Here is a 24,690-nt window from a genome sequence, read left to right as displayed (position 1 = left end):
AGCCGCAATGTTCAGCATCGGAGATTTCGCCAGGCTGGGGCTGGTGTCCGTACGCATGTTGCGGCACTACGACGCGATCGGTCTGCTGCGCCCCGCGCACGTGGACCCGGTCAGCGGATATCGCTCCTACCAGGCCGCGCAGTTGTCCAGGCTCAACCGCATCGTCGCGATCAAGGACCTCGGCTTCACGCTGGAGCAGGTCAGGGCGATCCTCGACGAGAAGGTGAGCACGGAGGAACTGCACGGCATGGTACGCCTGCGCCGCGCCCAGTTGGAGGCCCGGATCAGCGCCGACCTCGCCAGGCTGCGGAGCGTCGAGGCGCGTCTGCGGACGATCGAGAAGGAGGGTTACATGCGTACTGCCGAGGTCGTGCTCAAGAGGGTGGAGCCGGTCAGGGTCGCCGAGCTCAGCGCCCGGGCGGCCAGCTACGACGGCGAGGACATCGGCCCCGTCATCCAGCCGCTCTTCACCGAGCTCTGCCGGCGGCTGGAAGCGGCCTCCGCCCGGATCACCGGGCCCGGCCTGGCCTACTACGTGGCGGAGGACGACGGCTCGGTCATGGTGCACGCCTGCATGCCGGCCGCCCTGGAGTCCCGGGAGGGCCACGACTTCGCGGTGGTCGACCTGCCCGCCATCGATACGGCGGCCACGATCATCCACCACGGGTCGATGGAGCAGGTGGGGCCTACGTTCCAGGCGCTGGCCCACTGGATCGAGGAGAACGGCTACCACTCGCGCGCCCTGGCCAGGGAGATCTCCCTGCACTGCCCGGAGAACCTGGACGAATGGGTGACCGAGCTCCAGATGGAAGTGGTCCCGGCCCAGTGACCGAGCTCCACGAGCACCTCGAACCCCACCGGGCCGAGCTGACGGGCTACTGCTACCGCATGCTGGGCTCGGGGTTCGAGGCCGAGGACGCGGTGCAGGAGACGTTCGTGCGGGCGTGGCGTACGTACGACGCCGCACGCGGCCCGCTGCGGCCGTGGCTGTTCCACCTGGCCACGAACGTCTGCCTCGACATGCTGCGCGGCCCCCAGCGCCGCGCCCGCGCCATGGACCTCGGCCCCGCCGTGACCCCCGGCGCCGGCCTCGGCGCCCCGCTCCCGCGCGAGCGCTGGGTCTACCCCATCCCGGACGACCGCCTCGACCCCGCGGAGCTGGCGGTGGCGAAGGAGACCGTCCGCCTGGCCTTCATCGCGGCCCTGCAGCACCTGGCGCCCCGGCAGCGGGCCGTCCTCATCCTGCGCGACGTGCTGAAGTGGACCGCCGCCGAGACGGCGACCCTGCTGTCCACCACCGTCACGTCGGTCAACAGCACCCTGCAACGCGCCAGGGCCAAACTCCCCGCCACCGACCCGCCCGCCGGTGAGGTGGACGAGGACCTGCTGAGCCAGTACGTGGCCGCTTTCGAGTGCTACGACGTCGATGCGTTGGTGTCGCTGCTGCACGAGGACGCGACGGAGTCCATGCCGCCCTTCGCGTGGTGGCTGCGCGGGCGGGAGAGCATCCACGCGGTCATGCGGGCGGCCGACGCGCCGTGCGCGGGCTCCCGGCTGGTGCCGACGCGGGCCAACGGCTGCCCGGCCTTCGCTCAGTACCTGAACGGCGAGCCGTTCGCCCTGGTCGTCATCGAGGGCGGCGACCGCATCACGAACGTCACCACCTACCTGGACCCCGAGTTGTTCCCGCTCTTCGGCATCGACGGATCAAAAGCGCGCCCCGCCGATGAGTTCGAGGCCCGCGCTGCGTACTGAGGGGTGAAGGAGGAAATCCACATGCCACAGATCGTCGAATTCCCCGAGCGTCCCTACCTCGGGATTCGCAAGACCATCACCATGACCACCTTCGGCGTGGTCGGAGACCGTATCGCCGGGATGATCGGCTGGCTCGCCGAACGCGGCGTGGCCCTCACCGGCGCCCCGTTCTTCCGGTACGACTCCATCGACATGGCGGCGGACCGGCTGGTGGTGCAGGTGGGCGTGCCGATCGGCGTGCCCGTGGAGCCCGACGGCGACATGTTCACCGACGTGCTCCCGGCCGGCCGCTTCGTCACCACCACCCACCACGGCCACCCGGACCAGCTCCCCGGCGTCATCGACACGATGCTGAAGTGGGCCGAGGCGCAGGGCCTGGAGTGGGACATGACGCGCAAGGACGGGACGGAGCACTGGGGCTGCCGCCTGGAGCTCTACCCGACGAACCCGCTGGATGCCCCCGACCCCAACGACTGGGACATCGACCTGCAGTTCCGCCTGGCCTGACCGCCAACCGGGACCTCGCCCAACCCGCGGCGAGGTCCCTAGCGCCGTTCTCAAGCCACTTCACGGAACCAGCTCTCGGCTCCCCGGAAGCAACCGAATTCGGTTGTCTTCTACAGGGCCAGGAGGGTCGTCAGGTCGGTTTTCAGGGTGTCGAGGGTTGCGGTGGCGTTAGTGCGGGCCGTGGGGACGTCGTCCGGGGCCGGTATCACGACCTCCAGGTAGCACTTGAGTTTGGGTTCGGTGCCCGAGGGGCGGATCACCACGCGGGCGTCGCCTGCCAGGTGGTAGCGCAGGCCGTCGGTCGTGGGCAGGCCGCCGTCGCCTCTGGCCAGGTCGTCCGCCCGGGTCACCGCCCGGCCGCCGAGGGTGGTGGGCGGGGTGGCGCGCAGGCGCGACATGGCGGCGGTGATCAGGGAGAGGTCGGCCACCCGGAAGGAGAGCTGGGAGGTGGCGTGCAGGCCGTAGCGGCGGGCCTGGTCGTCGAGCAGGTCCAGCAGGGTACGGCCGGTGCGCTTGGCGGTCGCCGCGATGGCCGCCACCGTCAGCGCCGCACCGATGCCGTCCTTGTCCCGGACCGGGAGCCTGGCGTCAGCGCCAGCGCCTGCGTCGGCGCCGATGCTGTAGCCGATGGCCTCCTCGTAGCCGAAGACCAGGCCGGGGCCGGCTCTGATGATCCACTTGAAGCCGGTCAGCGTCTCGCCGTAGCGGACGCCGTGCGCCTGGGCGATCTTGCCGAGCAGGGTCGAGGAGACGATGGTGGTGGCCACCATGCGGTCCCCGGTGGTGTGCGTGATCACGTGCTCGGCCAGCAGGCCCCCGACCTCGTCGCCGGTCAGCATGCGGCACGTGCCGTCAGGCAGCGGTACGCCCACCGCGCACCGGTCGGCGTCAGGGTCGTTGGCCAGCACCAGGTCCGCCCGCAGCTTGGCGGCCAGGGCGACGGCCAGGTCCATCGCGCCCGGCTCCTCCGGGTTGGGGAAGGACACCGTGGGGAAGCGGGGATCGGGATCGCGCTGCTCGACGACGGCCACCGGGGGCTCGAACCCGGCCGCCCGGAACGCGGCGTCCAGCGTGGCGGCGCCCACCCCGTGCAGCGGCGTGTAGGCCACCCGCAGGTCACGTGCCTCGCCCAGGGGGAGCGACGTCACGGCGGCGAGGTAGGCGGCGACGACCTCCTCGCCCAGCTCCGTCAGCGTGCCGGGGGCGTGCAGCGGGAGCCGGTCCACGGGACCGACGGCGTCGATCGCGGCCGAGATCTCGGCGTCGACCGGCGGCACGATCTGCGAGCCGTCGCCCCAGTAGACCTTGTAGCCGTTGTCGCGCGGCGGGTTGTGGCTGGCGGTGACGGTCACCCCGGCGTCCGCGCCGAGGTGGCGTACGGCGAAGGCCAGTACGGGCGTCGGCAGCGGATGCGGCAGCAGCGAGGCGTGCAGGCCCGCGCCGGTCAGGACGGCGGCCGTGTCCCGGGCGAAGACGTCGGACTTGTAGCGGGCGTCGTAGCCGATGACCACGTGCCGGCCCGGCCCGAGCACCGCGGCGAGGCCCGCGGCGGCGCGCATGACGGTGACGCGGTTCATCCGGTTGGGGCCCGCGCCCAACTCGCCGCGCAGGCCCGCCGTGCCGAACTCCAGCTTGGTACGGAAGCGGTCTTCGAGCGCGGCCAGGTCACCGCGGTCGATCAGCTCGGACAGCTCGGCACGGGTGTCGGGGTCGGGGTCCTGGGCCAGCCACCCGCGGGCCTCCGCCAGGAGGTCACCGCCGCCCTGCCCTCCGCCGGTCCCGGTCACAGCCGGTCCACCACCTTGGCCAGGAGGACGCCCATGCGGGCGGCCGTGGTGCGGCCGACCTCCAGGACCTCCTCGTGGTTGAGCGGCTCGCCCGACAGGCCCGCGCCGGGGTTGGTGACCAGGGACAGGCCCAGCACGTCGAGACCCGCCTCGCGGGCGGCGATGGCCTCCAGCACGGTGGACATGCCGACCATGTCGCCGCCCAGCGCCCGGAGCATGCGGATCTCGGCCGGCGTCTCGTACGTCGGCCCGCGGAAGGCGACGTACACCCCCTCGGCCAGGCTCGGGTCGACCTCGCGGGCCAGGGCGCGCAGGCGGCCCGAGTAGACCTCCGTGAGGTCCAGGAACGTGGTCCCGGTGATCGGGTTGGCCCCGGTCAGGTTGATGTGGTCGCTGATCAGGACCGGGTCGCCGACGCTCTGCGTCTCGGGGCGCAGGCCGCCGGCCGCGTTGGTGAGCACGAGGGTGCGGACCCCGGCCGCGGCCGCCGTCCGTACGCCGTGCACGACGGTGTCCACCCCGAGCCCCTCGTAGAGGTGCGTACGCCCGAGGAACACCAGCGCGTGCCGCCCCGCCGCCGTGCGCACGACGCGGATCCTGCCGCCGTGCCCGGCCACCGCGGGAGCCTGGAAGCCGGGCAGGTCGGTGAACGGTATTTCGCGGACCGCCGCGCCGATCGCGTCGGCGGCGGGCACCCACCCCGACCCCATGACGAGCGCCACGTCGAAGTTGTCGATGCCGGCCGCGGCCCGCAAGGCCGTGGCGGCCTCGCGGGCGAGGGTGTATGCGTCTTTGGTCACGCCTCAGTAGTTTACGAGCAGCCTCTCCAGCACCCGCACGCCGAAGTGCAGGGCGTCGACCGGCACCCGCTCGTCCACGCCGTGGAACATCGACGCGAAGTCCATGTCCCCGGGCAGCCGCAGCGGCACGAACCCGAACCCGCGCACCCCCATGTCCGCGAAGAACGTCTTGTTGTCGGTGCCACCGGACATGCAGTACGGGATCGCCCGAGCGGCCGGGTCCTCGGCCTTGATCGCCGCGATCATCGACTCCACCAGGTCACCGTCGAACGAGGTCTCCAGCGCGATGTCGTGGTGCACGAACTCGCGCCGCACCTTCGGCCCGAGCAGCGAGTCGACGGTCTTGAAGAAGTCCTCCTCGAACCCGGGCAGGAACCGCCCGTCGATCACCGCCGTGGCCTGGCCGGGGATGACGTTCGACTTGTAGCCGGCGCCGAGCTGGGTGGGGTTCGTGGTGTGCCGCAGTGTCGCGCCGACGAAGCGGACGAGCGGCCCGATCCGGTCCAGCACCGGCTGCGGGTCGTCCTCGTCGAACTCGATCTCGAACGCGCTCGCGACCTCGGTGAGGAACCGCCGCACGGTCGGCGTGTACGTCAGCGGCCAGTCGTGCTCGCCGATCCTGGCCACCGCCCTGGCGATCTCGGTGACCGCGTTGTCGGAGTTGAGCATCGAGCCGTGACCCGCCGTGCCGTCGGCGGTCAGCTTCATCCAGGCCAGGCCCTTCTGCGCCGTCTCGATCAGGTAGAGGCGCAGCGACGGGTCCACCTCCAGCGAGTAGCCGCCGACCTCGCTGATCGCCTCGGTCACGCCCTCGAACAGGTCGCGGTGGTGGGCGGTGAGGTATTTGGCGCCATAGACGCCGCCGGCCTCCTCGTCGGCCACCCACGCGAAGACGAGGTCCCGGCGCGGCTGCCGCCCCTCGCGCTTGAGCTGGCGGATCAGGGCCAGCATCATCGCGTCCATGTCCTTCATGTCCACCGCGCCGCGGCCCCAGATGTAGCCGTCGCGCACCTCGCCCGCGAACGGGTCCACCGACCAGTCGGCGGCGTTGGCGGGCACCACGTCGAGGTGACCGTGCACCAGCAGCGCGGGCAGCGACGGGTCGCTGCCCGCCACCCGGGTGATCACGTTGCCGCGCCCCGGCTCGCTCTCGATGTACTCGTAGTCGATCCCGACCTCGGCCAGCCTGGACATGACGACCTCGGCGGCGGCCCGCTCACCGGTGCCGGTGCCGTCCCCGTAGTTGCTGCTGTCGGCGCGGATCAGCTCCACGCAAAGGTCGGCGACTTCTTTCTCGGCGGGTGTCATGGCGTTTTCTCCCAACGGTGATCCAGCGTCAGCAATCCGGACTTGTGCAGGTGACCGCGCTTGTAGGCACGGGTGATCAGGGTGAGGTCCACGTCGGTGATCTCGTCGTAGCCGCCGACGACCTGGGTCATGAACCGGTACAGGTCGGCCTCGTTCGCCGTCACGACCTGCACGTTCAGCGAATAGGTGCCCGAGGTGGCGGCGCAGTAGCGGACGGACGGGTGCGCGGCCAGCCGCTGGCCGACCAGGTCGAGCCCGTACGGGCGGACCTTCAGGCAGAGCACGGCCTCAACCTCCAGCCCGAGCAGCGCGGGCTCGACCTCGGCGCGCGGGAGCAGCAGGCGCCGCTCGATCAGCGAGGTCACCCGCCGGCGGGCGGTGGGCACGGAGATGTCCAGCCGCTCGGCGACCGCGGTGAAGGCGATCCTGCCGTCGGCGACCAGCAACTCGGCGATCTCCTCCTCCAGCGGCGACAGCCCTTCCTCGTCGGGCAGGCCCCCGGGGAGCGGCGTCGGCCGCAGCTCGGCCAGCTCCGTCTCGCCGAGGTAGGGGGCGTGCCACTCGGCCACGGTCCTGAACGTGTGCAGCACCACCTGGGTCTGCGTCTGCAGGACCCCGTCGATGGCCGTGAGATCGGCGGTGAGGACCCGGTGCAGGTCCTCCCTGGACGGGGAGACCAGCTCGCAGGCGAGGTCGGCGGCGCCGGTCAGGGCGTAGACCGAGCGGGTGTCGCGCCGGCCGGCCAGCGCCAGCGCCACCTCGCCGGCCGTGCCGGGCCGCACCTGGACGTGCACGTGGGCCGGGCGCCCGTGCCCGGTGCGCAGATCGTCGTAGATGGCGGTGACCCGCACCATGCCCTCGGCGAACAGCCGCTGCAACCGGCGCGCGACCGTGCGCTCGTGCTCGCCCACGGCTCTGCCGAGCTCACCCCACGACGCCCGCGGGCTGACTTGCAGCGCGGCGACGAGGCGCCGGTCGAGAACATCCACCTGGAGCCGTTTCTGTGTCGGGTTTGTAAATATACGCCGAGACATTTGACTGTTTAAGTCTTACAGCTGCACAGTAAGCCATCACCACACCTCCCAGCAAAGGAGTCCCCGGTGGCGACCTCTCCTGTAGCTGAATCCCCCCTCGGCATCCCCAAGAGCCGGGTCCGCCAGCTCATGGCGGCCAGCATCGGCAACGTGGTCGAATGGTACGACTGGTATGCCTACACCTTTCTGGCGACCTACTTCTCCGCGCAGGTCTTCCCCAGTGACACGGGCAACAGCCTGGTGCCGCTGTTGAGCACCTACGGAGTGTTCGCCGTCGGCTTCTTCATGCGCCCCCTGGGCGGTCTGCTGGTCGGCGCGTTCGCCGACAGGTTCGGGCGCAAGGCCGCTATGACGTTCACGATCGTGCTGATGGGTGCCGGGTCGTTGTTGCTGGGCCTGACGCCGACCTATGAGGCCGTGGGCATCCTGTCGCCGATCATCCTGACCCTGGCCAGGCTGGTCCAGGGGCTGTCCGTGGGCGGCGAGTTCGCCGCCGCGACCACCTTCCTGGTGGAGTCGGCCCCGCCCGGCCGCCGCGGCCTGTTCTCCAGTTTCCAGTACGTCAGCACCACCATCGGCCAGCTCATCGCCTCCGGACTGGCCGCGCTGCTCGCCTCCGGCCTGGCCAAGGCGGACATGGACTCCTACGGCTGGCGCATCCCGTTCATCGTGGGCGCGGTGATCAGCCTCGTGGGCCTGTGGATCCGCAAGGGCGCCGACGAGACCTCGGCCGTGGCGGAGGAGATCCAGCGCGGTGAGGTCCAGCGGCCGGGGATGTTCGAGTTCCTGCAGCGGCATCCGAGGGCGTCGGCCACGATCGTCGGCGTCACGCTCGCGGGCACCGTGGCGTACTACACCTGGACGAGCTTCCTGCCGATCTACGCGCAGATCACCGTCGACCTCGACCCGGCGACGTCGCTGCAGGCCGGCACGGTGGCGCTGTTCTTCTTCATGATCCTGCAGCCGCTGCTCGGCATGCTGTCGGACCGCGTGGGGCGCAAGCCGATGCTGATCGCCTTCGGGCTCGGCTTCCTGATCCTGCCGGTGCCGCTGCTCAGCCTGATCTCCGACTCGTTCGGCAGCCTGCTGGCCGTGCAGTTGGTCGGCATGGTGTTCCTCGGCTGCTTCACCTCGATCTCCGCCGCGGTGAACTCCGAGCTCTTCCCGACCAGGGTGCGGGCGGCCGGCGCGGGCTTCCCGTATTCGCTGACCGTGGCCCTGTTCGGCGGCACCGCCCCGCTCATCGGCACCGCGCTGCAGGACGCGGGCAACGTCGGGTTCTTTCCCTACTACATGTCGGCGCTGGCGCTCATCTCCACGCTGGTCTACGTCTTCGTGCTGCGCGAGACCAAGGACCAGCCGCTGAGTTAGACCGTGTTGCAGGGGCGCTCCCGCAACTCCTTGACGTAGTCGTCGGGAGCGCCCGCGCGCTCGGCCGCGTCGGCCAGGCTGCCGAGATAGCGGGCCGACGGCAGGCCGCCCTCGTAACCGTCGAGCACGTAGAACCAGGCCACGGTCTCCCCCTGGAGCGTCTGCACCCGCAGCCGCACCTTGTGGTAGGCGCCGCGGACCGCGCCCTCCCACTGGTCGAGCGAGGTCTCCTCCCAGTCGGGCACGTCGTAGAGCACGACGAACACGTGCTCGTCGGGATCCTCCACGATCGTGGCGACCGCGCCCTCCCAGGCCAGGTCCATGCCCCCGAACGTGAGCCGCCAGCCGGGCAGCCAGCCCACCCCCCAGACCGGGGAGTGCGGGGCGCGCATGGCCATCTGCTCAGGGTCCATGTTGGAGCCGTAGGCGCCGTAGAGCCTGAGCTCACTCGGCTTCCCTGACTGATCTGAGAGCCACGCCACGATCCACCCCTCTCGCCGGGTGCCGCTCAACATCCAGCTACCGCGCCATCCTGCCACGCTGAGTGGCCCCGCCGGTCCAACAGGCCGCACTGCGGGTCGGACGTGTCCCGGCAGGGTGCGGACGACGACCCTTCGACGGGCACGAGGAGGGCGTGAGCAGTGGCCCGGTTGCGGTCTTGCTGCTGGGATGCGGGACAATGGGACACGTGACGAGGATCGTGATCATTGGTGGCGGACCCGGTGGCTATGAGGCTGCGCTGGTGGCCGCCCAGCTCGGCGCGCAGGTCACGATGGTGGAGCAGGACGGCCCGGGGGGCGCCTGCGTGCTGACCGACTGCGTGCCGTCCAAGACGCTGATCGCGACCTCCGTCCGCAAGCAGGCCCTGCTCGACGCCCCGTCGCTGGGCGTGTCGTTCACCGGGGGTCCCGACGGTGACGTCGGCGTGGTGGGCGTCGATCTGCCGCTGGTCAACAAGCGGGTCAAGGAGCTGGCCCAGGCCCAGTCCGCGGACATCGCCACGCGGGTGGCGGCCGAGGGCGTCGAGATCGTCAAGGCGCGCGGGCGGCTGGTGGATCCGCAGGTGGTGCGGGCGGGCGACCGTACGATCCGGGCCGACGTCGTGCTCGTGGCCACCGGCGCGACGCCGCGGGTGCTGCCCGGCGCCGAGCCCGACGGCGAGCGCATCCTCAACTGGCGCCAGCTCTACGACCTGGACGAGTTGCCCGAGCACCTGATCGTGATCGGCTCGGGGGTGACCGGGGCCGAGTTCGCCGGCGCCTACCGCTCGCTCGGGTCGGAGGTCACGCTGGTCTCCAGCCGCGCCAGGATGATGCCCAACGAGGACGCCGACGGCGCCGAGGTGCTCGAAGAGGTCTACCGCCGCCGCGGGATGAACGTCATGGGCCGCTCCCGGGCCGCCTCCGTCAAGCGCACCTCCGACGGCGTGGTGGTGACCCTGGAGGACGGCCGCACGGCCGAGGGGTCGCACGCGCTGATGACCGTCGGCATGATCCCCAACACCTCCGGCATCGGCCTGGAGGAGGCCGGGGTCCAGGTCGACCAGGGCGGTTTCGTCAAGGTCGACAAGGTCTCGCGCACCTCCGCGCCCGGCGTCTACGCGGCCGGTGACTGCACCGGAGTGCTCATGCTCGCCTCGGTCGCGGCCATGCAGGGCAGGATCGCGGTCTGGCACGCGCTCGGGGAGGCCGTGCAGCCGCTGCGGCTGTCCACGGTGGCCTCCAACATCTTCACCGACCCGGAGATCGCCGCGGTCGGCGTCTCGCAGCAGGCCATCGAGGCCGGCGAGATCGAGGCCAACGTCGTCAAGCTGCCGCTGGCCACCAACGCCCGGGCCAAGATGCAGGGCTTCAACGACGGGTTCGTCAAGCTGTTCTGCCGCCCGCACACCCAGATCGTGCTGGGCGGGGTCGTGGTGGCGCCGCGGGCCTCGGAGCTGATCCTGGCGGTGTCGGTGGCGGTGCAGCAGCGGCTGACGGTCGACCAGCTCGCGCACACGTTCGCGGTCTACCCGTCGTTGTCGGGCTCCATCACGGAGGCCGCCCGCCGCCTCATGCAGCCGGGCATGGCCATCTAGCGCACCCCTCTGACCACGGCCCCGCGCGGGGCCTTGGTCCCCTTCCGCGCGTCCTCATCACGGTCGTGGGCCGTCGCAGTGGCACATCCATGGTTGACCTTTGTTGGTATGCCAACCAAACTAATTCAGGAGTTGGCGCAGCCGTTCGAAGGAGCTTCCATGCCCTACCGCCCCCCACTGGTCGCGCACGAGTACTTCGTCGCGGATCCGCCCGAGCTGCCGGTTCGCGCGCGCGGCGAGGGTGGCCTGTCGGCGGTGACCGCTGCCGAGTTCGTCGCGGCCGACGGCGCCGAGGTGATGCTCAAGGCGCTCACCACGGCGGAGGAGACGCTGGTCGTCCAGATCGGGGTGGCGGGCGAGGGGGTCATCCGGGTGCGGCTGTCGGAGGACCCGAACGCCAGGCCGCGCTCGGCGGCGGCCATCTCGCTGGTGTCGCCCTCCGGCGCGTATCGCGGGGCACGTGCCGGGGCGGCCCCGGGGGAGCCGATCGTGATCGACGCCGGCTCGCTGCGGGCCGAGATCACGCTCGCGCCGTGGCATCTGCGCTTCACCGACGCCGCCGGCCTCACCCTGGTCGAGCAGGATCGCGGGCACACCGACATCTCCGGGCGGCTGCGTACGCTGCCGTTCGGCCGCTCCAGCGCGTCCGGCCAGGCCGTGGCCTACCACGAGAGCTTCGCCGCCGCCCCCGACGAGGCCTTCGCCGGTTTCGGCGAGTCGTGCACCCGGCTGGACAAACGCGGCCAGCGGCCCGTGATGTGGAACTACGACGCCTTCGGGGCCGAGTCCCAGCGCGCCTACAAGAACGTGCCCCTGTACGTGTCCAGCAAGGGGTACGGGGTCCTGGTCGACAGCGGGGCCCCGACGGAGTTCGACGTGTGCCAGTCCACGCACAGCGCCGTGCAGATCGTGGTGCCCGACGACGTCCTGGACTACTACGTGATCGCCGGGCCCGGGCCCGCCGCCGTACTGGACCGTTATGACCGGCTGACCTGCCGGCCCGCGCTGCCGCCGAAATGGGCGTTCGGGACCTGGATCTCCTCCGGGTTCTGCGTGGACAGCCAGGAGCGGGTGCTGGCCAGGGCGCGCACGATCAGGGAGCGCGGCATCCCGTGCGACGTGCTGCATCTGGACACCTACTGGCAGACGGCCGGGCACTGGTCGGACCTGCGCTGGGATCCGGTGAACTTCCCCGACCCGGAGGGCATGCTGGCCGAGCTGGCGGGGATGGGCTTCCAGGTCTGCCTGTGGATGAACCCGTACGTCTCCCATCTGAGCCCCGACTTCGGCGCGGCCGCCGATGCCGGATATTTCTTGAAAAATAAGGCGGGGGAGACCTACGTCGCCGACTGCTGGCACGGCTCCTTCCCGCCCTGCGGCATCGTCGACCTCACCAATCCGGCCGCCGTCGAATGGTTCCAGGGCCTGCTGCGCGGGCTGCTACGGCAGGGCGTGGCCGCGTTCAAGACCGACTTCGCCGAGGGCGTGCCGAGCGACGCGGTCGCGTCCAACGGCATGACCGGCACCGACCTGCACAACGTCTACACGCTGCTGTTCAACGACGCGGTCGCCGCCGTCACCCGCGAGGTCAACGGGCACGACCTGGTCTGGGCGCGCTCGTCGTTCCTGGGCGGCCAGCGCCACAGCGCCCAGTGGAGCGGCGACACCTACACCAGCTACGCCGCCATGGGCAGCACGCTCAGGGGCGGGCTCGCGCACGGCCTGTCCGGCGTGCCGTTCTGGAGCCACGACGCCGGCGGGTTCACCGGCCGGCCCACCGACGACCTGTACGTGCGCTGGACCCAGTTCGGCGCGCTCTCCCCGCTGCTGCGCCTGCACGGCACCACGACCCGCGAGCCCTGGGAGTTCCCGGCCGTCGAGGAGATGGCCGTCCAGGCGTTACGGCTGCGCTACCGGCTGATGCCCTACCTCTACTCGGCGGCCGTCGAGGCCGCGCGCACCGGCGCGCCGATGCTGCGGGCGCTGTGCGTGGACCACCCGGACGACCCCGTGGCCTGGCAGGCCGACCTGCAGTACCTGCTCGGCCGCGATCTGCTCGTCGCCCCCATGACGGCACCCGAGGGCGTGCGCCGGGTCTACCTGCCGCGCGGCGAGTGGGCCGACTACTGGACCGGCGAGGTGCTCGCCGGCCCCTGCTACGTGGAGGTCGCCAAGCCGCTCGACCAGATCCCCCTCTTCGTCCGGTACGGCGCGCTCATCCCGGTCACTCCGGCCGGGCACCAGCTGGACACGGTGGACGTGCCGGCCGAGATCGCCCTCGTCGCCTTCGGGGGTGGCGACGGGACCGTGGAGATCCACGACGCCGACGGCGTGACGGTCGCCGTCGCCAGCAGGGACGGCGACGTGCTGCGTGTCGCCGTCACCGGCCCGAAGCGGGTCACGGGGGTCGAGATCGCCCCGGTGGCCGGAGCTCCCGCGCGGGCCGTCATCTCGTAACACCCCATGGAGGGATCATGGTCAGAATGAGAGGCGTGGCGGTGCTGGCCGCCGCCGCGCTCGCCCTGTCGGCCTGCGGTTCGGGAGGGGAGAGCCCGCCCAGCGCCCAGGGTGACCAGCCGCGCGTGCTCAAGCTGTGGCACTACGAGACCGCCGACAGCGCCATGGGCAAGGCGTGGGCCGAGGCGATCAAGAAGTTCGAGGCGTCGCACCCGAACGTGACCGTCAAGTTCGAGGAGAAGGGCTTCGAGCAGATCCAGAAGACGGCCGGCATGGTGCTCAACTCCGACGAGGCGCCCGACCTCATGGAGTACAACAAGGGCAACGCCACCGCGGGGCTGCTGTCCAAGCAGGGCCTGCTCACCGACCTCAGCGAGGAGGCCGCGAGGCGCGGCTGGGACAAGCTGTTACCGGGCGGCCTGCAGACCACCGCCAAATATGACGACCGGGGCGTCATGGGCTCCGGCAAGTGGTACGGCGTGCCGAACTACGGCGAGTTCGTGATGGTCTACTACAACAAGGACCTGTTCGACCAGCACAAGGTCAAGGTCCCGACCACGTACGAGGAGCTCACGGCGGCGCTCGACACCTTCGTCAAGGCCGGCGTGACCCCGATCGCCAACGCGGGCGCCGAATACCCGGCCCAGCAGATCTTCTACCAGCTCGCGCTGACCAAGGCGCAGAAGCCGTGGTTGCAGGCGTTCCAGTCCTACCAGGGCAAGGTCGACTTCCACGGCCCCGAGTTCACCTACGGCGCCGACACGTTCGCCGACTGGGTGAAGAAGGGCTACCTGGCCAAGAACTCGGCCGGGCTCAAGGCCGAGGACATGGGCGTGGCGTTCATGAACGGCGAGTTCCCCATGATGATCAGCGGCAGCTGGTGGTACGGCCGCGTCGCCTCGACGGTCAAGGACTTCGAGTGGGGCCACTTCCTCTTCCCCGGCGCCACGATGGCGCCCGGTTCCAGCGGGAACATCTGGGTCGTACCGGAGAGGTCGCGGAACAAGGACCTGGCCTACGACTTCATCGACCTCACGATGAGCAAGGACGTCCAGAACCTGCTGGGCAACTCCGGCGGCGTGCCCGTGGCCGCCGACCCGGCCGCGATCACCGATCCCAAGGCCAAGGAGCTCATCGAGACCTTCAACAAGCTGACCACCGCCGACGGCCTGGCCTTCTACCCCGACTGGCCCGCCCCCGGCTACTACGACGTGCTGGTGGCCGGGGTCCAGAACCTCATCAACGGCAGCAAGACACCCACGCAGGTGCTGGACGAGATCGCCGGGCCGTACGAGGACAACCTCGCCGACATCGGCAACTGACTAAATGAGAGCACGGACGAAGGGATACTGGCTCTACCTGCTCCCCAGCCTGCTGTTGTTCCTGGGCGTCATCGTGGTGCCGTTCCTGATGAACGTCGGAGCGAGCTTCACCCGCTGGTCGGGAGTCGGCACGCCGCGCTGGATCGGGCTGGAGAACTACCGCAGGCTGCTGGTCGACGAGCGGTTCTGGGAGTCGTTCCAGCACAACGTGGGCCTGATCGTGGCCATGGCCGTGGTGCCGACCGCGATCGGCCTCGTGCTGGCGGCGGCCCTGTTCGACTACATCGGCCGGCGGTTCGGGGCGCGTACGGCCTCCGCGCTGCGGGCCATGTACTACCTGCCGCAGGTGCTGCCGGTGGCGGTGGCCGGCGTGGTGTGGGGCTGGATGCTGCACCCGTCCTACGGGGCGGTCAACCAGATCCTCGGGCTGGACCTGGACTGGCTGGGCGATCCCGACCTGGCGCTGGCCACCGTCATGGCGGTCATGGTGTGGTTCCAGCTCGGCTACCCGGTGGTGATCTTCATGGCGGGGCTGCAGCGGGTGGACCCGGCCTACTACGAGGCGGCCGAGATCGACGGGGCCTCCTGGTGGCGGAAGTTCTGGCACATCACGATCCCGCAGATCCGGCCGGAGATCTTCGTGGTCATGCTGACATGCACGATCGCCGCGTTGAAGGTGTTCGGGCCGATCTTCGTACTGACCCGGGGCGGGCCGGGGAACGCCACGATGGTCCCGTCGTACTTCTCGTACCTGAACTTCTTCCAGAAGAGCAACGTCGGGTACGGCTCGGCCGTCGCCACGGTGCTGGCGCTGATCATCATCGTGGTGACGTTCCTGTTCCTGCGGGTGCAGGAGCGTGAGTCATGAGAGGGCCAGGACGCTGGGCGGTGCTGCTCGCGCTGGTCGTGCTGGCGGTCGTGATGGTGTTCCCGTTCGTGATCGTGGCGATCAACGCGGTCAAGTCGCCGGCCGACTACGGCTCGCACGGGCCGCTGAGCCTGCCCGACGGGCTCTATCTGCAGGGGATGGTCGACTTCTGGAACCGGGTCGAGTTCGGCACGAAGCTCTGGAACAGCTTCCTGATCAGCGCTTCCGTGTCGGTGCTCGCCGTGGTGCTGTCGGTGCTCAACGCGTACGCGCTGGGCATCGGCAGGGTGCGCGGCCGGCTGTCGATCCTCGTGCTGTTCCTGGTGGCCAACACGCTGCCGCAGGAGGCACTGGCCTACCCGCTCTATTACCTGGCCAAGGCCGTCGGGCTGTACGACACCCAGCTCGCGGTGATCATCGTCATGACGGTGATCCAGGCGGCGTTCGGCACGTACCTGCTGAGCGCGGTCCTGGGCCAGTTCCCGAAGGAGATCCTGGAGGCGGCGGCGATCGACGGCGCGGGGCGGCTGCGCTCGTTGTGGCGGATCGTGGTGCCGATCAGCCGGCCCACGCTCAACGTCCTGCTGATCTTCTTCTTCATCTGGACCTGGAACGAGTTCTTCCTGCCGCTGATCTTCCTGATCTCGAACGACACCCAGACGGTGCCCGTCGCGCTCGGGGTCCTGCAGGGCGAGAAGTTCATGGACGCCACCACGTCCAGCGCCTCGGCCCTGCTCGGCATCGTGCCGGCGGTCGCGTTCTTCCTGATCTTCCAGCGCACGCTGACCCGAGGTGTGACGGTCGGCGCCATCAAGTGATGGAGACCCCCTTATGCGAAAAATCCCGTTATTGGCTGTGTTAACGCTGGCGGCCTCCGCGCTCGCCGCTCCTGCCGCGCAGGCCGCCGATCATCCGTTCCAGAATCCCCGGCTGCCGGTGGAGCGGCGGGTCGAGGACCTGCTCGGGCGGCTCACCCTGCAGGAGAAGCTCAGCCTGCTGCACCAGTCGCAACCGGCCATCCCCCGGCTGGGCATCGCCTACCACAAGAACGGCACCGAGGCCCTGCACGGCGTCGCCTGGTCCAACCACCTCAACGACAACTGGAACCAGAAGTTCGCCAGCGGGACGGTGTTCCCGCAGGCCGTGGGGCTGGCCAGCACCTGGGACCCGGAGCTGATCAAGAAGGTCGGCTCCGCCGTGGGCGACGAGGTACGCGGTTACAACGCCGTGGACCCGATCCTGTGGGGGCTCCAGGTGTGGTCCCCGGTGGTGGACCTGCTGCGCGATCCGCGGGCCGGCCGTAACGAGGAGGGCTACTCCGAGGACCCGCACCTGACCGGGGCGATCTCGACCGCCTACGGCAAGGGGCTGCAGGGCGACGACCCCTCCTACCTGAAGACGGCGCCCGTGCTGAAGCACTACCTGGCCTACAACAACGAGGTCGATCGCAGCCTCACCTCCTCCAACCTGACGCCCAAGCTCAAGCACGAGTACTACGAGCCCGCCTTCAGGGCGGCCATCTCGGCGGACGCCGCGACCGGGGTCATGGCGTCGTACAACCTGGTCAACGGGCGGCCGAACCACGTCAACCCCGACCTGGACGCCGAGGTCAGGTCGTGGACCGGCAAGCGGCTCTACAACGTCAGCGACGCCTGGGGGCCGCACGCGCTCACCGACCTGGAGAGGTACTACGACAACAAGCCCGAGGCGTTCGCCGCCGTGCTCAAGGCGGGGCTGGACAGCTACACCATCGACAACAGCGACGGCGGGCCGATGACGCAGCACCTCACCGCCGCGCTGGACCGGGGGCTCATCACCGAGGCCGACGTGGACGAGGCGGTGCGCGGCGCGCTGACCATCCGTACCCGGCTGGGGCACTTCGACCCCGACGGCGGGCCGTACAAGAAGATCACCAAGGACGTCATCAACAGCCCGGCCCACCAGCGGCTCAACCGCGAGACCGCGGGCAAGGCGGCCGTGCTGCTGCGTAACTCCGGGGTGCTGCCGCTGGCCGGGCCGAGGTCGGCGGCCGTGGTGGGGCCGCTGGCCGGGAAGTTGTACCGGGACTGGTACTCGGGGCAGCTGCCGTACCAGGTGACGCCGCTCGACGGGATCAAGGAGCGGGTGAGCGACGTGACCACCGGCCAGGGGCTGGAACGGATCGCGCTCAAGCACCTGGACTCCGGCAAATACCTCACCGCCACCGGCACCGGCCCGGACGACAACGCGGCCCTCCTCGACACGGCTCCCACCGCGGCCTCCCAGTGGGACCTGACCGACTGGACCGGCGGGGTGTCCACGCTGCGCAACGCGGGCAACGGCCGGCTGCTCGGCGGCGACTGGCGCTCGCTCGACACCGACGACGCCGACCCCGACGGCTGGTACGTCTCCCAGCAGTTCGCCCTGGAACGCCAGCCCGACGGCAGTCACCTCATCAGGTACGCCGGCTACGAGGCCGTCGAGAGCTGGTTCGCCCTGCCCGACCCGTACGTGAGCGTCGCCGCCGACGGCACGCTCGGCCTGGCGCCCAAGGCGCAGGCGTCCAGGTTCGGCAAGGAGATCGTCGTGGACGGCGTGGCCGCGGCCGCCGCGCAGGCGGCCCGGGCCGAGGTCGCGGTCGTGGTGGTGGGCAGCCACCCGTTCGTGGCCGGGCGCGAGTTCCACGACCGGGACGATCTGCAGCTCGGCGCGGGCCAGCGGCGGCTGATCGAGGCCGTGCGCAAGGCGAACCCGCGTACCGTCGTGGTCCTGGAGACCGGCTATCCGGTGATCGTGGACGCCCCGACGCTGCTGTGGACCACGCACGCGGGCGCGGAGACTGGGCACGCCGTGGCCGACGTGCTCTTCGGCGACGTCAACCCGGCCGGCCGGCTCACCCAGACCTGGCCGGGCACCGACGCGCTGCCCAGCATCCTGGACTACGACCTGGCCAGGACCGGGATGACGTACCTGTACGGGAGGACCAAGCCGCTCTACGCCTTCGGCCACGGGCTGAGCTACACCTCGTTCGGCTACCAGGGGCTGACCGTGCGGGGCGAGACGGTGAGCGTGAAGGTCACCAACACCGGCAGGGTCAGGGGCGACGAGGTGGTCCAGCTCTACACCCACCAGCGCGACTCCCGCTTCCAGCAGCCGGTCAAGCAACTGCGTGGCTTCCAGCGCGTCACCCTGAACCCGGGCGAGTCGCGCACGGTCACGTTCACCCTGAAGAAGTCGGACCTGGCCGTCTGGGACCACACCCGCGGCAGGTGGGCCGTCGAGAACGCCACCCACGACGTCCTCCTCGGCTCGGCCTCCGACCGGATCCGCCTGTCCACCACCCTGCGGGTCTCCGGCGAGACCATCCCCGTACGCGACCTGACCAGGACCACGCGGGCGATGGACTTCGACGGTTACTCGGGCGTCCAGTTCGCGGACGAGACGAAGGCCGGTGGCGAGGTCGTGGCCGGGACGGCGGGCGGGTGGATCTCCTTCACCGACGCCTCCTACGGCTCCCGCCTCACCGCCGGGGTGTCCTCGGTGAGCGGTGGCGCCGTCGAGGTGCGCGCCGGCTCGCCGACCGGCGCGCTGCTGACCACCCTTCAGGTGCCCGCCACCGGCGGGATCTACCAGTGGGGTACGGCGGGCGCGACGCTGAAGGCGGGCAAGGGCGACCTCTACCTCGTCTTCAAGGGCGACCTGCGGATCAGGGACTTCGCCCTGGCCAGGTAGCGGGACTCACCGGACCGTCCAGCCGCCGTCCACCACCAGGGTGTGGCCGGTGACCAGCGAGGCGGCCGGTGAGACCAGGAAGAGCACCGCACCGGCGACGTCCATGGGCTCGCCGATGCGGTGCAGGGCCGCGATCCGCTCGACCACGTCCGCCTCGAACGCCGGGTCCGCCAACACCTCGGAGGTGCCCGGCGTGCGGATGAAGGTGGGGGCGACGTTGTTCACGGTGACGCCGTGCGGGCCCCATTCGACGGCGAGGCAGCGGGTGAGGTGGGCGATCGCGGCCTTGGTCATGCAATAGACGGATTCGCCGGGCAGGGCCACCTCGCCCGCCTGCGAGCCCAGGTTGACGATCGTGCCCCGCCCCTGCTTGATCATGGCTCGTCCCGCCGCCTGACTGGCCAGGAACGTGCCCTTCAGGTTGATCTGCAGCGTGCGGTCGAAGTCGTCCTCCGGGAAGTCCTCGGCCGGGCTGCCCGGGGCGATCCCCGCGTTGTTCACCAGGATGTCGATCCGGCCGAACCGGTCCAGCACGTCCTGCACCGACCGGGCGATCTGCCCGGGATCGGTCATGTCCATCTGCAACGGCAGCGCGGTCCGGCCGAGCGCGGCGATCTCGTCGGCCAGCCCCGCGTCGGCCTTGACGTCCCGTAGGCCCAGTGCGACGTCGGCGCCGGCATGCGCCAGGGCCAGCGAGATCGCCTGGCCCAGCCCTCGGGCCGCGCCCGTGACCAGGGCGATCTTGCCGTCCACCCGGAATTCGGGAAAGGGTGTCACATCAGCCTCCTGGGCCTATTAATTCGTTGTCTATCCAAACTATTGACCGCCGATACGCGGTGTGTGAGCCTGCTGGTGAGCTCATGCGCGAAGGCGCGGCGACGGTCAGGGTCCTGCACTCTGCTCGTGCATGGCGGTCACCTGAAGCCTTTGGGGCGCCCGCCGGCGCACCTGGAAAGGAAGAGCCGCGCATGCGAAAAAGATTATTGGTGATGCTCTCGGTCGCCACCGTCCTGCTCGCGGTGGCGGTCGTGCGGATGACGCCGGTGTCGGCCGTGGCCTCGGATCCGTACCTGTACAAGAACGTACGGATCGACGGCGGCGGCTTCGTGCCAGGCATCATCTTCAACCCCACCGAACGTAACCTCATCTACGCCCGTACCGACATCGGCGGCGCGTACCGGTGGAACCAGTCCACCAGGTCGTGGGCCCCGCTGCTCGACTGGGTCGGCTGGGACAGGTGGGGCTACAACGGCGTCATCAGCCTGGCCACCGACCCGGTGCAGACCAACCGGGTGTACGCCGCCGTCGGCATGTACACCAACAGCTGGGACCCCAACAACGGCGCGATCCTGCGTTCGACCGACCGGGGCGCCAACTGGCAGGTCACGCCGCTGCCGTTCAAGCTGGGCGGCAACATGCCCGGCCGGGGCATGGGCGAGGCGCTCTCCGTGGACCCGAACAACAACGGCGTCCTGTACTTCGGCGCGCCCAACGGCAACGGGCTGTGGCGCAGCACCGACTTCGGCGCGACCTGGGCCAGGGTGGCGAGCTTCCCCAACGCCGGCAACTACGCCCAGGACCCGAACGACCCCAACGGCTACCTCAGCCACCGGCCCGGCGTGCTCTGGGTGACCTACGACCCGCGCTCGTCCACCAGGGGCACCACCACCAGGACCATCTACGTGGGCGTGGCCGACAAACAGAACAGCATCTACCGCAGCACGGACGCGGGCGCCACCTGGACCCGCCTGGCCGGGCAGCCGACCGGCTACCTGCCGCACAAGGGCGTGCTCGACACGGTCAACGGCTACCTCTACATCGCCACGAGCGACACCGGCGGCCCCTACGACGGCGCCAAGGGCGACGTGTGGCGCTACGCCACCGCGACCGGCACCTGGACCCAGATCAGCCCCATCCCGTCGTCCAGCGCCGACGACTATTTCGGCTACAGCGGCCTGACCATCGACCGGCAGCGGCCGGGCACGCTCATGGTGGCCACCCAGATCTCCTGGTGGCCGGACGTGATCTTCTTCAGGTCCACGGACTCCGGCGCCACCTGGACCCGGGTCTGGGACTGGACGTCGTACCCGAACCGCGGCTTCCGCTACCGGATGGACATCACCGAGAACCCGTGGCTGACCTTCGGCGGCAACCCGCAGCCTCCCGAGGTCACGCCCAAGCTCGGCTGGATGACCGAGTCGCTGGAGATCGACCCGTTCGACTCCAACCGGATGATGTACGGCACCGGCGCCACGATCTACGGCACCGAGAACCTGACCCAGTGGGACTCGGGCGGCCAGTTCACCATCCGGCCCATGGCCAGGGGGCTGGAGGAGACGGCCGTACTCGACCTGATCAGCCCGCCCAGCGGCGCGCCCCTGGTCAGCGGCCTGGGCGACATCGCCGGCTTCCGGCACGCGAATCTGGACAACGTGCCGCCGATGATGTTCACCTCGCCCGCCTTCACCTCCACCACCAGCCTCGACTACGCGGAGCGGACACCGTCGATCATGGTGAGGGCCGGCAACTTCACCGACGCCGACCGCCCCAACGACAGCCACGTGGCCTTCTCCACCGACGGTGGCGCCAACTGGTTCCAGGGCACGGAGCCCGGCGGCGTCAACGAGGGCGGCACAGTGGCCGCGGCGGCCGACGGCTCCCGCTTCGTCTGGGCGCCGCGCGGCGTGACGCCGGTCTACTCGGTCGGCTACGGCAACTCCTGGCAGCAGGTCTCCGGCCTGCCCACCGAGGCGATCGTGGAGTCCGACCGGGTCAACCCGGCGAAGTTCTACGGCCTGAGCGGCGGCCGCCTCTACGTCAGCACGAACGGCGGCCAGTCCTTCACCGCCACCGCCGCCACCGGCCTGCCCACCACCGGCAAGTTCAAGGCCATGCCCGGCCGGGAGGGCGACCTCTGGCTGGCCGGCCAGGGCGGCCTGTGGCACTCGACGAACAGCGGCACGTCGTTCACCAAGGTCGCGGGCATCACGAACGCGGTCAACGTGGGCTTCGGCCGGGCGGCGCCAGGGCAGACGTACATGGCCCTGTTCACGGTCGCCACGATCGACGGGGTCACCGGCCTGTACCGCTCGGACAACGCCGGGGCGAGCTGGCTGCGCATCAACGACGACAAGCACCAGTGGGGCAACATGGGCGAGGCGCTCACGGGCGACCCGCGCGTGTACGGCCGGGTGTACGTCGGCACCAACGGCCGCGGCATCCTGTACGGCGACCGCACGGGCGGCTCGGTTCCCCCCACGGTGACCTCCACGGCCACTCCCACGATCACCCCCACGGTGACCCCGACCGTGACCCCCACCGCGGGTAGTGGCTGCTCGGCGGCCTACCGCCCCGGAAACGGGTGGCCGGGCGGCTTCCAGGCGGACGTCACGGTCAGCAACACCGGGAGCTCGGCCATCACGGGCTGGCGCGTCACCTGGACCTGGGCGGGTGACCAGCGGATCACCCAGATGTGGGGCGGCACCCCCACCCAGACGGGCGCCAACGTGAGCGTCGCGAACGCCGGCTACAACGGCAACCTGGCACCCGGCGCGACGACGTCGTTCGGCTTCAACGGCGGCTACTCCGGCACCAACACCCCACCCGCCACCCTCACCTGCACCCCGACCTGACCCACCCTCCCGGGGAGGGCGCCACCCACGCCCCGGCCCCTCCCCGGGCCCGCGGTCCGATCCCGCCCGGCCCCCGCGCTCTTCCAACGCCCCGCGTTCTCAGCGGCCGGCAGGGGCGGTGTCGTGGGCGATCCGCAGGGCGGCGACGAGTTCGCGGTAGAGCCGGTCGGTCTCCAGCAGGCTCTCGTGATCGCCCCGGGCCCGGATCAGGCCGTTCTCCATGACGACGATGTCGTCCGCGTCGATCACGGTGGACAGCCGGTGCGCGATCGTGACGACCGCCCCGGCGGCGGCCCGGTCACGGAGGCAGTTGTGGACGGCGGCCTCCGTCAGCGCGTCGAGCTGCGCGGTGGCCTCGTCGAGCAGCAGGACGTCCGGCGTGCCGAGCAGCGCCCGGCCCAGCGCGATGCGTTGCCGCTCCCCGCCGGAGATCTGGCTGGAGGACAGCGATGTGTCCAGTCCCTCCTCCAGCATGGCGACCTTCTCGGCCAGCTGAACCTCGTCGAGCACCCGGGCCAGCTCCTCCTCCGAGGCGTCCGGGTGGGAGAAGAGCAGGTTGTCGCGGATCGTACCGGGCACGATCGGCGTGTCCTGCTCCACGTACGCCAGCCGTGCCCTGATCTCGTCACGGGTGTGCTGCCGGTAGGGGCGGCCGTCCAGGAACAAGGTGCCGTGCTGGGGCTCCAGGAAGCCCAGGATGAGCGAGTACAAGGTCGTCTTGCCCGCCCCCGAGGGGCCGACGATCGCGAGGTGGCCTCGCCGTGGGATCGCCAGGTCGATGCCACGCACCGCGGGCGCGGCCGATGGCCGGTAGGAGGCCGTGACGCCCCGCAACTCGATGACCGGGCCGCTGCTCCGGCCGCCGCCGGGACCGCTCGCGGCGGAGGTGCGGCTCCCGGCGGGCTCGGCCTCCATGGCGTCGACCTCGCGGATGCGTTCGGCGGCGGCGACGCCCGACTGCAGGGCGGTGAGGTTCTGGGAGAGCTCGGTGATGGGATCCATCAGGCCGAACGCGTACAGCAGGAACGCGATGAGGCTGGACACCTCCAGTTGTTGGAGGCTCACCCGCCAGGCCCCGATGCCCAGGATCAGGATGATCGCGAGCTGGATGCCCGACCACGCGATGGTCCAGGCCGTCGCCTCGGCCCGTACCGCGCTGATCCCGTGCTCGGCCGAGGAGCGTGCGTGGACGAGGACGCGCTCGGCCTGGCGGTCCTCGGCGCGGCTCACCTTCACGGTCCTGATCGCCCGCAGCGCGCCCTCCAGCACTCCGCCGAGCCGCCCGACCTGCTCCTGAGCCCGCGCCTGGGCCGTGGCGATCCCGGGCATGAGCCAGCCGAACAGGGCAATGACCACCAGCACGGCGGCCACGGTCACGCCCGTGAGGACCAGGTCCAGCACGCTCATCAGCACCAGCGTCCCGACCAGCATGACGACCCCGTTGATGAGGCCGATCACGCTGGAGGTCGCCGCCTCGCGCAGCAGCACCGTGTCGGAGGTCACCCTGGTGACGCCGTGGTGGTGCTCTCGAAGAACTCAGGCGCGTCGCTGACGGAGATCGCGGCCGCGGCCGGGGTGGGGCGCACCACCATCCATCGCTACTTCCCCGAGCGCTCCGACCTGCTGACCGGGATCGGGAACCACCTGCTGGAGCAGATCGAGTTGGCGACCGAACGCGCCCGCCTGGACGAGGGCACGGCGGCGGAGGCGCTGGAGCGGGTCTGCCAGGAATACTTCGAGCTCGGTGACGCTCTCCGGTTCGCCTACGACAACCCGCAGATTTCGAGCTGGGTCGACTGGGAGACCGAGACGGCGGCCGACCGGGCACTGACCCGGCTCGTCGAGCGGGGCCACGCCGACGGCACCCTCGATCCTGAGCAACCGGTGGCGTGGGTGGCGGAGGTGCTGTGGGCGATGCTCTACGCCGCCTGGCAGCACGTCCACGCGAACGCCGCGTCCAAGCACACGTCACTCAACCTGTGCCTGCACTCCCTCAGACGAGCCGTGATGACCGACAGCCACCCACGCACACCCTGACGCACCCCCAAGCCCACTGCCCCC

Annotated in this window: 19 protein-coding genes; 12 read left to right on the top strand and 7 right to left on the bottom strand. The window is 70.4% G+C overall.

Features of this window, described 5'->3' with window-relative positions; all coding sequences use genetic code 11:
* Positions 1 to 7 precede the first annotated feature (7 nt).
* From BLS95_RS08375 to BLS95_RS08365, 3 genes are read left to right on the top strand one after another with little or no spacing between them, the layout of a single operon-like run.
* Positions 8 to 829: a MerR family transcriptional regulator gene (locus BLS95_RS08375; protein WP_090930295.1), complete on the top strand. Its 822-nt coding sequence runs from the start codon at positions 8 to 10 to the stop codon at positions 827 to 829.
* Positions 826 to 1,755, top strand: a complete 930-nt coding sequence (locus tag BLS95_RS08370) for a sigma-70 family RNA polymerase sigma factor (protein WP_090930294.1) — start codon at positions 826 to 828, stop codon at positions 1,753 to 1,755. Before BLS95_RS08375 ends, BLS95_RS08370 begins: the two co-directional genes overlap by 4 nt.
* A gap of 21 nt (positions 1,756 to 1,776) precedes the next feature.
* Positions 1,777 to 2,262, top strand: a complete 486-nt coding sequence (locus BLS95_RS08365) for a GyrI-like domain-containing protein (RefSeq protein ID WP_090930293.1) — start codon at positions 1,777 to 1,779, stop codon at positions 2,260 to 2,262.
* 110 nt (positions 2,263 to 2,372) lie between these two features.
* Here BLS95_RS08365 and BLS95_RS08360 read toward each other — a convergent pair whose 3' ends face one another.
* From BLS95_RS08360 to BLS95_RS08345, 4 genes are read right to left on the bottom strand one after another with little or no spacing between them, the layout of a single operon-like run.
* Complete coding sequence (locus BLS95_RS08360) at positions 2,373 to 4,049, bottom strand: phospho-sugar mutase (protein ID WP_090930292.1); 1,677 nt, start codon at positions 4,047 to 4,049, stop codon at positions 2,373 to 2,375.
* Positions 4,046 to 4,849, bottom strand: a complete 804-nt coding sequence (locus tag BLS95_RS08355; protein ID WP_090930291.1) for a purine-nucleoside phosphorylase — start codon at positions 4,847 to 4,849, stop codon at positions 4,046 to 4,048. The genes BLS95_RS08360 and BLS95_RS08355 overlap by 4 nt, the downstream gene beginning before the upstream one ends.
* Positions 4,850 to 4,852: 3 nt before the next feature.
* Positions 4,853 to 6,157, bottom strand: coding sequence for a M20/M25/M40 family metallo-hydrolase (locus tag BLS95_RS08350; RefSeq protein WP_090930290.1), 1,305 nt, complete (start codon positions 6,155 to 6,157; stop codon positions 4,853 to 4,855).
* Positions 6,154 to 7,146: an Lrp/AsnC family transcriptional regulator gene (locus BLS95_RS08345; protein WP_090930289.1), complete on the bottom strand. Its 993-nt coding sequence runs from the start codon at positions 7,144 to 7,146 to the stop codon at positions 6,154 to 6,156. The genes BLS95_RS08350 and BLS95_RS08345 overlap by 4 nt, the downstream gene beginning before the upstream one ends.
* 111 nt (positions 7,147 to 7,257) lie before the next feature.
* Between BLS95_RS08345 and BLS95_RS08340 the strand changes: the two genes are divergently transcribed.
* Complete coding sequence (locus tag BLS95_RS08340; protein WP_090930288.1) at positions 7,258 to 8,562, top strand: MFS transporter; 1,305 nt, start codon at positions 7,258 to 7,260, stop codon at positions 8,560 to 8,562.
* Here the strand turns inward: BLS95_RS08340 and BLS95_RS08335 are convergent.
* Positions 8,559 to 9,044: a gamma-glutamylcyclotransferase family protein gene (locus BLS95_RS08335; protein WP_281249962.1), complete on the bottom strand. Its 486-nt coding sequence runs from the start codon at positions 9,042 to 9,044 to the stop codon at positions 8,559 to 8,561. The two genes, BLS95_RS08340 and BLS95_RS08335, sit on opposite strands and share 4 nt — an antisense overlap.
* Positions 9,045 to 9,250: 206 nt before the next feature.
* Here BLS95_RS08335 and BLS95_RS08330 point away from each other — a divergent pair, with 206 nt between their 5' ends.
* The 6 genes from BLS95_RS08330 to BLS95_RS08305 all read left to right on the top strand — a co-directional run bounded on the left by BLS95_RS08330 (position 9,251) and on the right by BLS95_RS08305 (position 18,997).
* Complete coding sequence (locus tag BLS95_RS08330; RefSeq protein ID WP_090930505.1) at positions 9,251 to 10,639, top strand: NAD(P)H-quinone dehydrogenase; 1,389 nt, start codon at positions 9,251 to 9,253, stop codon at positions 10,637 to 10,639.
* 159 nt (positions 10,640 to 10,798) lie between these two features.
* Positions 10,799 to 13,096 (top strand): TIM-barrel domain-containing protein, encoded by a 2,298-nt coding sequence (locus tag BLS95_RS08325; protein WP_090930286.1) that lies wholly within the window; start codon positions 10,799 to 10,801, stop codon positions 13,094 to 13,096.
* Positions 13,097 to 13,113: 17 nt separating this feature from the next.
* Positions 13,114 to 14,418: an ABC transporter substrate-binding protein gene (locus tag BLS95_RS08320; RefSeq protein WP_090930285.1), complete on the top strand. Its 1,305-nt coding sequence runs from the start codon at positions 13,114 to 13,116 to the stop codon at positions 14,416 to 14,418.
* Between the two features lie 4 nt (positions 14,419 to 14,422).
* Positions 14,423 to 15,286, top strand: coding sequence for a carbohydrate ABC transporter permease (locus BLS95_RS08315; RefSeq protein WP_090930284.1), 864 nt, complete (start codon positions 14,423 to 14,425; stop codon positions 15,284 to 15,286).
* A complete protein-coding gene (locus tag BLS95_RS08310) occupies positions 15,283 to 16,104 on the top strand; it encodes a carbohydrate ABC transporter permease (RefSeq protein ID WP_090930283.1) in 822 nt (273 codons plus the stop codon). Before BLS95_RS08315 ends, BLS95_RS08310 begins: the two co-directional genes overlap by 4 nt.
* A 37-nt stretch (positions 16,105 to 16,141) precedes the next feature.
* Positions 16,142 to 18,997, top strand: a complete 2,856-nt coding sequence (locus BLS95_RS08305; RefSeq protein WP_245764943.1) for a glycoside hydrolase family 3 protein — start codon at positions 16,142 to 16,144, stop codon at positions 18,995 to 18,997.
* A 6-nt stretch (positions 18,998 to 19,003) separates the two neighbouring features.
* Here the strand turns inward: BLS95_RS08305 and BLS95_RS08300 are convergent, their stop codons facing one another.
* On the bottom strand, positions 19,004 to 19,774 hold the full coding sequence (locus tag BLS95_RS08300) for an SDR family NAD(P)-dependent oxidoreductase (RefSeq protein ID WP_090930281.1): 771 nt from the start codon (positions 19,772 to 19,774) through the stop codon (positions 19,004 to 19,006).
* Positions 19,775 to 19,965: 191 nt separating this feature from the next.
* On the opposite strand from BLS95_RS08300, the gene BLS95_RS08295 reads away from it, so the two are divergent.
* Positions 19,966 to 22,629, top strand: coding sequence for a cellulose binding domain-containing protein (locus BLS95_RS08295; protein ID WP_090930280.1), 2,664 nt, complete (start codon positions 19,966 to 19,968; stop codon positions 22,627 to 22,629).
* Between the two features lie 99 nt (positions 22,630 to 22,728).
* Here the strand turns inward: BLS95_RS08295 and BLS95_RS08290 are convergent, their stop codons facing one another.
* Entirely contained in the window at positions 22,729 to 24,132 is a 1,404-nt protein-coding gene (locus tag BLS95_RS08290) for an ABC transporter ATP-binding protein (protein WP_342742680.1), read from the bottom strand.
* A gap of 12 nt (positions 24,133 to 24,144) precedes the next feature.
* On the opposite strand from BLS95_RS08290, the gene BLS95_RS08285 reads away from it, so the two are divergent.
* A complete protein-coding gene (locus tag BLS95_RS08285; RefSeq protein ID WP_090930279.1) occupies positions 24,145 to 24,666 on the top strand; it encodes a TetR/AcrR family transcriptional regulator in 522 nt (173 codons plus the stop codon).
* Positions 24,667 to 24,690: the final 24 nt, after the last annotated feature.

Origin of the sequence: Nonomuraea jiangxiensis (assembly GCF_900099965.1) — a bacterium.
GTDB classification, from domain to species: domain Bacteria; phylum Actinomycetota; class Actinomycetes; order Streptosporangiales; family Streptosporangiaceae; genus Nonomuraea; species Nonomuraea jiangxiensis.
Note: the sequence above shows the minus strand (reverse complement) of the source record. Positions and strands in the feature narration are given on the sequence as shown.